Annotated in this window: 5 protein-coding genes; 4 read left to right on the forward strand and 1 reads right to left on the reverse strand. The window is 69.8% G+C overall.

All coding sequences use genetic code 11. The features are described from left to right. A complete protein-coding gene (locus ACWELJ_RS21535; protein WP_452367918.1) occupies positions 1–2,673 on the reverse strand; it encodes a sensor histidine kinase in 2,673 nt (890 codons plus the stop codon). Positions 2,674–2,957: 284 nt separating this feature from the next. Between ACWELJ_RS21535 and ACWELJ_RS21540 the strand changes: the two genes are divergently transcribed. The 4 genes from ACWELJ_RS21540 to ACWELJ_RS21555 form a co-directional block, all read left to right on the forward strand. Then, positions 2,958–3,599 (forward strand): DUF4389 domain-containing protein, encoded by a 642-nt coding sequence (locus ACWELJ_RS21540; protein ID WP_452367919.1) that lies wholly within the window; start codon positions 2,958–2,960, stop codon positions 3,597–3,599. A 272-nt stretch (positions 3,600–3,871) separates the two neighbouring features. After that, positions 3,872–5,134 (forward strand): diaminobutyrate--2-oxoglutarate transaminase, encoded by a 1,263-nt coding sequence (gene ectB / locus ACWELJ_RS21545; RefSeq protein ID WP_452367920.1) that lies wholly within the window; start codon positions 3,872–3,874, stop codon positions 5,132–5,134. A 245-nt stretch (positions 5,135–5,379) separates the two neighbouring features. After that, positions 5,380–6,192, forward strand: a complete 813-nt coding sequence (locus ACWELJ_RS21550) for an ABC transporter permease (protein WP_452367921.1) — start codon at positions 5,380–5,382, stop codon at positions 6,190–6,192. After that, on the forward strand, positions 6,165–6,621 hold a 457-nt coding region (locus tag ACWELJ_RS21555), incomplete at its 3' end, for an ATP-binding cassette domain-containing protein (protein WP_452367922.1). The genes ACWELJ_RS21550 and ACWELJ_RS21555, both read left to right, overlap by 28 nt.

Consider the following 6,621-nt stretch of genomic DNA (forward strand, 5'->3'; position numbering starts at 1 on the left):
CTATGGTCGCGATCCGGGTCGGGGCGGTTCGCCGCCCTGCCCGCGCTGATGCCCGGATCGGAATCCGGCCAATATGCTGCGTATCTCGTCGGGTGAACGGTCCGCGACCGGCGTCGGGGTAGGCCGCCCGGCTGCCGGTTGAGCGCCACCCGGAGTGGCGCCCGTGTGCCCGCGAGTCTTCCGGTTGCGCTTGACGAGACCGTTTCGCGTACGTTGCACCTCCGGGACGGCTCCCGAAACGTCCGGCCCCGCCGCCGGTGAGCCCGGTGAAACCGGCTCCGCGGCGGTGATCGCGCCGGGCGTGCCGCCGGAGCCGGACGTCGTGATCGGCTGGGCCGCAACAGGTTGCGGCGCGGCGAAATCGGTGGCCGGGCTGGTCGGCGCCGCGGGAGCCGGGGTGACCTGCTGGTCCCGGTCCGGCAGCGGGACGAGTTTGATCGTGTTGGGGCGCACCGGCGCACCGTTGCCGCCGGTGGGCTCGCCCGGGGCGGGCGACCCCATGTGGCCGATGGTCTCGGTGAGGGCCGCGAAGGCGGCGGCGGTGTCGTAGACGGGGTCCGTGGCGGCGGGGGACTTGGGTTCCGGGGCATCCGCGGCGGCGGCCGGTTTCTCCGCCGGGGCGGCCGCGGTGGCCGCCGGGGTGGAGCTGTGGCGGCCGGGCTTGGACTCGGGCATGGTGTCCACGACGGTCGGAAGCTGTGCTCCCGCGGCGTGTTTCGAGTCCTGCGGCGCGGCGGGCCGGTCGGCGTCGGGATCGCCGAGCAGGTCGGTGGGCAGCAGGACGCGGGCCACCACGCCACTGGTCGGCGACACCGTGAGCTCGACCTCGACGCCGAGCCGGCGCGCCAGCCGGCCCACCACGTAGTGCCCGAGGAACCGGGTGGGCGCGACCAGGAAGTCGGCCTCGCCGCGCAGCCGAGCATTGGCGGTGGCGAGCTGGTCGGGCGGCATGCCGACACCGTGGTCGACGACCGCGATCATGTACCGCGAGCCCAGCCGGCGGCCGTAGATCTCCACCTCGAGGTCGGGCGGGGAGAACGACAGCCCGTTCTCGATGAGTTCGGCGAGCATGTGCGCGACCTCGCTGACGTGCGCGCCCGCGATGGCGGTGTCGTCCACCCGGCGCAGCACCACGCGCCGGTAGTCGTCGACCTCGGACAGCCCGGCCCGGATCACGTCGGTCAGCGGAATGGGTTTGGACCAGCGCCGCGGGCTGGATTCGCCGACCAGCACCAGCAGGCTCTCGGCATTGCGGCGCATGCGGGTGGCCAGGTGGTCGAGTTCGAACAGGTTGGACAGCGCGTTGGGGTCGAGTTCCTCGCGCTCGAACTCGCTGATCAGGCCGAGCTGGCGGCGCACCAGGTTCTGGTTGCGCCGGGCCAGGTTGGCCATGGATTCGGTGGAGTTGCGGCGCAGCCGGGCCTGGGCGGAGGCGAGTTCGTAGGCGGTGGTCTGCACCCGGTCCAGGGCGGTGGCCACGGACGCGATCTCGGCTCCGGCGCTCTCGTCGGCGCGGACCGGTTCGGGCGGGTCCGGGTCGGCGTCGTCGGAGCTCTGCCAGGCCGCGATGAGCTGCGGCAGCCGCCGATCGGCCACGGTGTCCGCCTCCTCGGCGAGCCGGGCGAGCGGTCGCACGATGGCGCGCACGCTGGCCACCACCAGCCACACCTGGGCGGCGATGGCGAGCGCGGCGGCCAGCAGGTACAGCGCGAGCACCAGGGCGGCGTCGCGGCGCAGGTCGGAGGCCCGGCCGGTGATCTCGCCGCCGATGCTGCGCTGCACGCCGCGTTCGCCGTCGATGACCGAGGTCATCTCGCGCCACCAGTCGGCCGGGTTCACCGGTTCGGTGAGCGGGCCGCGGGTGGAGGCGATGGCGATGGCCTCGGCGGTGTTGACCCGGATGGACTCGTCGGTCTGCATGGCGGCGTACAACTTCGAGCGCTGCGCGGGGGTGGCGTCGCGTTCGAATCCCGTGATGGCGGCCTGTTTGGCGGCGCGGATGTCGAGGAACTTCACGTACTCGCCGGGGCCGAACTCGCCGGCGGCGAAGACGCCCGCGAGGAAGCCGCGTTCCTGGGCGGTGAACTCCTTGACGTCGCCGAGGTCGTGCAGCGATTGCAGACCCCGCCACAGCTGTGGGTCGGGCGCGTGGTCGAAGCCGGGGCGCGCCTGGTTCAGCGCCGCGATGGCGTTGGTGTAGAAGGTGAACGACGCGGCGCGGTCGGCGCGCCCGGCGTCCACGTCGGCGCGGTTGGCGGTGACGCCGGTGAACTGCGACAGCCCCGAGCGGACCTGATCGGCGCCCGGCGGCTGATCGCTGAGGGTCTGATTCAGTTGCTGCAGTGCGGTATCGGTGGCCAGGCGCTGGTTGCCGACGGCGGGCCGGGCGCTCGCGTCGCCGCCGAGCATGCCGTTGGTGAGGCCGCGTTCGCGCTGGATCTCGTGCACCAGATCCTGGACGTCCAGGGCAAGGCGCACCGCCCGCGCGGTCTCGCCGGTGTCGCGAAAGCTGTTGACCTGGTGGGTGATGATGACCGCCAGCAGGGCCAGCACCAGGGCGACGGAGAAGATCAGAATGCGGCGCAGGCGCGCGGCGATGGTGCGCGGCCGAATCAATTCCCGTGGTGGCGTGAGCTTCACGTTACCCGGTGGCAACATTTTCGCCGAACCCACCTTCACTCCGTCTCCCGATTATCAGCTGGCGTGCCGAGCCGGGCCGGGCACATGGAGAATAGTCAGCAACGTCGCACACCCGACCGTTGTCCGCAATTCGAACGATGCCGATGTGGTACGCGGAACTCGGAGTCGTGGGCGCTATTACGAATCTGGTCACAATGTGTGAGAAGCAGATGTGATCTTCGCGTCGCCGGGGAAACAATGGGGTGAACAACGGCTCACCGCTGTTCGCGCGGCGGTCGCCAGGTGTGCGCCGCCGCCGCTCGAGAGGAGTGACGGCCATGCAGCCGAGTCCTGCTTATCCGGTACGTGTCCGCGGGGATCTGGATCCCGCCGTATCCCGCTGGCTGTGGATAGTCAAGTGGATACTCGCTATTCCACACTTGATCGTCCTGCTCATTCTGAGCATCGCCTATCTCGCGGTCAGCATCGTCGCCTTCTTCGCCATCCTGATTACCGAGCAGTATCCGAGAGCGCTTTTCGATTTCAATGTCGGCGTGCTGCGCTGGAGTTGGCGCGTGCGTTTCTACGCACTGTCACAGCTGGGCACCGATCGTTACCCACCGTTCAGTTTGGAACCTGACCCGGCATATCCGGCAGACCTGGAGGTCGATTACCCCGAAAGGCTCAGCCGCGGCCTGGTCTTGATCAAATGGTGGCTGCTCGCAATTCCGCAGTATCTGATCGTGGCGGCCCTGGTGTACGGCGGCCGGAACTCGTTCGCGCCCTTGGCGGCGCTGGTGCTGGTCGCCGTGATCGCGCTGCTGTTCACCGGCGTCTACCCGCCGGGCCTGTACGACTTCCTGATGGGCATCAACCGCTGGTCGCTGCGGGTGCGCGCCTACGCCTCGCTGCTGACCGACGCCTACCCGCCGTTCCGGCTCGATCAGGGCGCGCGGGAGCCCGACGCCGCGGCCTCGTAGAGCCGCCGCGCCACGTCCTCGATATCGGGTTCCTGAAGAGGAGGTCGCGGACCCTCGCGCGCGCCGACACGGTGGCGCGCGAGGGTCCGACCCTGCGGGTGCCGCCGGTGTCCCGCCACGAGTTATGCTCGGTCCCGGTCTGTTGCGGTGTGCGTCACGTGGTCATAGGCAGCGGGTATGGCTGCCCGATTCGAAAGAAAATGATTTCACTTCGGCGCCCATGTGATAGAAACAACAGCGTTTCACTTAGTTGCGACGCTAGGACCGACACGATGACCATGGCCGAGACGACCGTTTTCGAGGCGCTCGAATCCAATGTGCGTGGCTACTGCCGTAACTGGCCGACCGTGTTCGACACCGCTCGCGGCTCCTGGTTGACCGACGAGAACGGCAAGGAGTACCTGGACTTCTTCGCCGGCGCGGGCACGCTGAACTACGGGCACAACAATCCGGTGTTCAAGCAGGCGCTCGTCGACTACATCATGGCCGACGGCATCACCCACGCCCTGGACATGTCCACCGTCGCCAAGCGCCGGCTGCTCGAGACCATGCGGGACCTGCTGTTCGTCCCCCGCGGCTTCGACTACAAGGTGCAGTTTCCCGGCCCCACCGGCGCGAACGCCGTGGAGGCCGCGCTCAAGCTGGCCCGCAAGGTCACCGGCCGCACCACGGTCCTGAACTTCACCAACGGCTTTCACGGCATGACGCTGGGCGCGCTGTCGGTCACCGGCAACGCCGCCAAGCGCGCCGGCGCCGGCGTCCCGCTGGTGCACGCCACCCCGATGCCGTTCGACGGCTACCTGGACGAGCCCGAGGACTTCGCGTGGATGCGGCGCGCGCTCGACGACAGCTCGTCGGGGCTGGACAAGCCCGCCGCGGTCATCGTCGAGACCGTGCAGGGTGAGGGCGGGGTCAATGTGGCCCGCGCCGAATGGCTGCGTGCGCTGTCCGAATTGTGCTCGGCCCGAGGCATTCTGCTGATCGTCGACGACGTGCAGATGGGTTGCGGCCGCACCGGCCCGTTCTTCTCCTTCGAGATCGCCGGCATCACCCCGGACATCGTCACCGTCTCGAAGTCCATCAGCGGCTACGGCCTGCCACTGGCGCTGGTGTTCATGCGCCGCGATCTGGATCAGTGGTCGCCCGGCGAGCACAACGGCACCTTCCGCGGCCACAACACCGCCTTCGTGACCGCCGAGGTCGCGCTGCGCGAGTACTGGTCCGACGACACCCTCCAGCGCGCCACCCTCGCCAAGGGCGCCCGCATCCACGACCAGCTGGTCGCGCTGACCGAAACCTTCAGCGGCATCTCGGTCCGCGGCCGCGGCATGATCCAGGGTCTGGTCTTCGAGGACGCCTCGCAGGCCGAGAAGGTCTGCCAGGTCGCCTTCGAACTCGGCCTGCTGGTCGAGACCTCCGGGGCCACCGACCAGGTCGTGAAGCTGCTCCCACCCTTGACCGTCAGCGATGACGAGATCACCCACGGCCTCGGCATTCTCGGCCGCGCCGTGGAGATCGTCCGCGACGGCCACTAGACGTCGGCCACCGCCCACACCGGTGCCGACCGGGTGCCGGGTTCCCAGCTGCGGAGGGAACCCGGCACCACCCCTCTCTCGATACCCAGCAGCTGACGCACAGCACTCCCATGCCCTCCGGATCCCAGAATCACGGGGATTCCAACCGGTGACCGGGCGGTCCCGGGACGGCAAGGTCGGAGATGTGGCGGGCGAAGGCCCTCGGCCGTCACGGTCCCCGTCCCGTCCGCCCGAGGGGTGCTGTCGTGTCCTCGATCGCCGTGCAGGCCAAGCCCGTTCCGGGTCTGTCGCGCCTGCCGAACCTGTCCGTCCTGGCGCGGTTCGCCGCGCCGCTGCTGCTCGTCGCGGTCTGGCAGCTGGCCGGCGTGACCGGGGTGCTGCCGGAACGGCTGCTCGCCTCCCCGGTGACCGTGGTGCGCACGGCCGTGGAGCTGATCGAGGACGGCACGCTGACCAAGGCGGTCTCGGTGTCGCTGACCCGCGCCGCGCTGGGCTTCGCCATCGGCGCGGCCGCCGGCATCGCGCTGGCGCTGGCGGCCGGGCTGAGCCGGGCGGGGGAGTACCTCGTCGACCCGCTGATGCAGATGCTGCGGACGCTGCCGTTCTACGGCCTGATCCCGTTGTTCATCCTCTGGTTCGGTATCGGTGAGCTGCCCAAGATCGTGCTGGTCGCCTTCGGCGTCGCGATTCCGCTGTACCTCAATACTTTCGCCGGCATCCGCAGCGTGGACGGCAAGCTGGCCGAGCTCGCGCAGGTGCAGCGGCTCAGCCGCGCGGGTCTGATCCGGCACATCGTGCTGCCGGGCGCGCTGCCCCAGACCCTGGTCGGGTTGCGGCAGTCGCTCGGCGTGGCCTGGCTGGCGCTGATCGTGGCCGAACAGGTGAATGCCGATGCGGGCCTGGGCTTCATGATCAACGACGCCCGCGAATTCCTGCGTACCGACGTGATCGTGGTCGGGCTGCTCGTCTACAGCGTGCTCGGGCTGCTCACCGACGCACTCGTCCGTTCGATCGAGAGGAGAGCGCTGTCATGGCGACGCGGCTTCCTGGCACACTGACCGATTCGGTCATCGCGGCGACCCTGGCCGGACTGGAGGAGACCGTCCGCGCGGAGACGCCCACGGCTGCCGAGACGCCGGCGCGGGCCGAGACCCCGAAGGTGACCGAGACCTCGGTCGTGCGAATTCGCGGGCTGGTCAAGGACTTCGGCGAACGCCGCGTCCTGCACGGCCTGGATCTCGACATCCGCCCCGGCGAGTTCGTGGCCCTGCTGGGCCGCAGCGGCTCCGGCAAATCCACCCTGCTGCGGGCGCTGGCGGGCCTCGACCGGGAGACCGAGGGCGAGCTCACCGTCTCCGGTGAGGTCGCGGTCGCCTTCCAGGAACCCCGGCTGGTGCCGTGGAAGCGGGTGCGCGACAACGTGGTTCTCGGCCTGCGCCGCGCCGACCCGAAAGCGGCGGCCGCGGCCGCGCTGGCCGAGGTCGGCC

The organism is Nocardia sp. NPDC004582 (assembly GCF_053602115.1).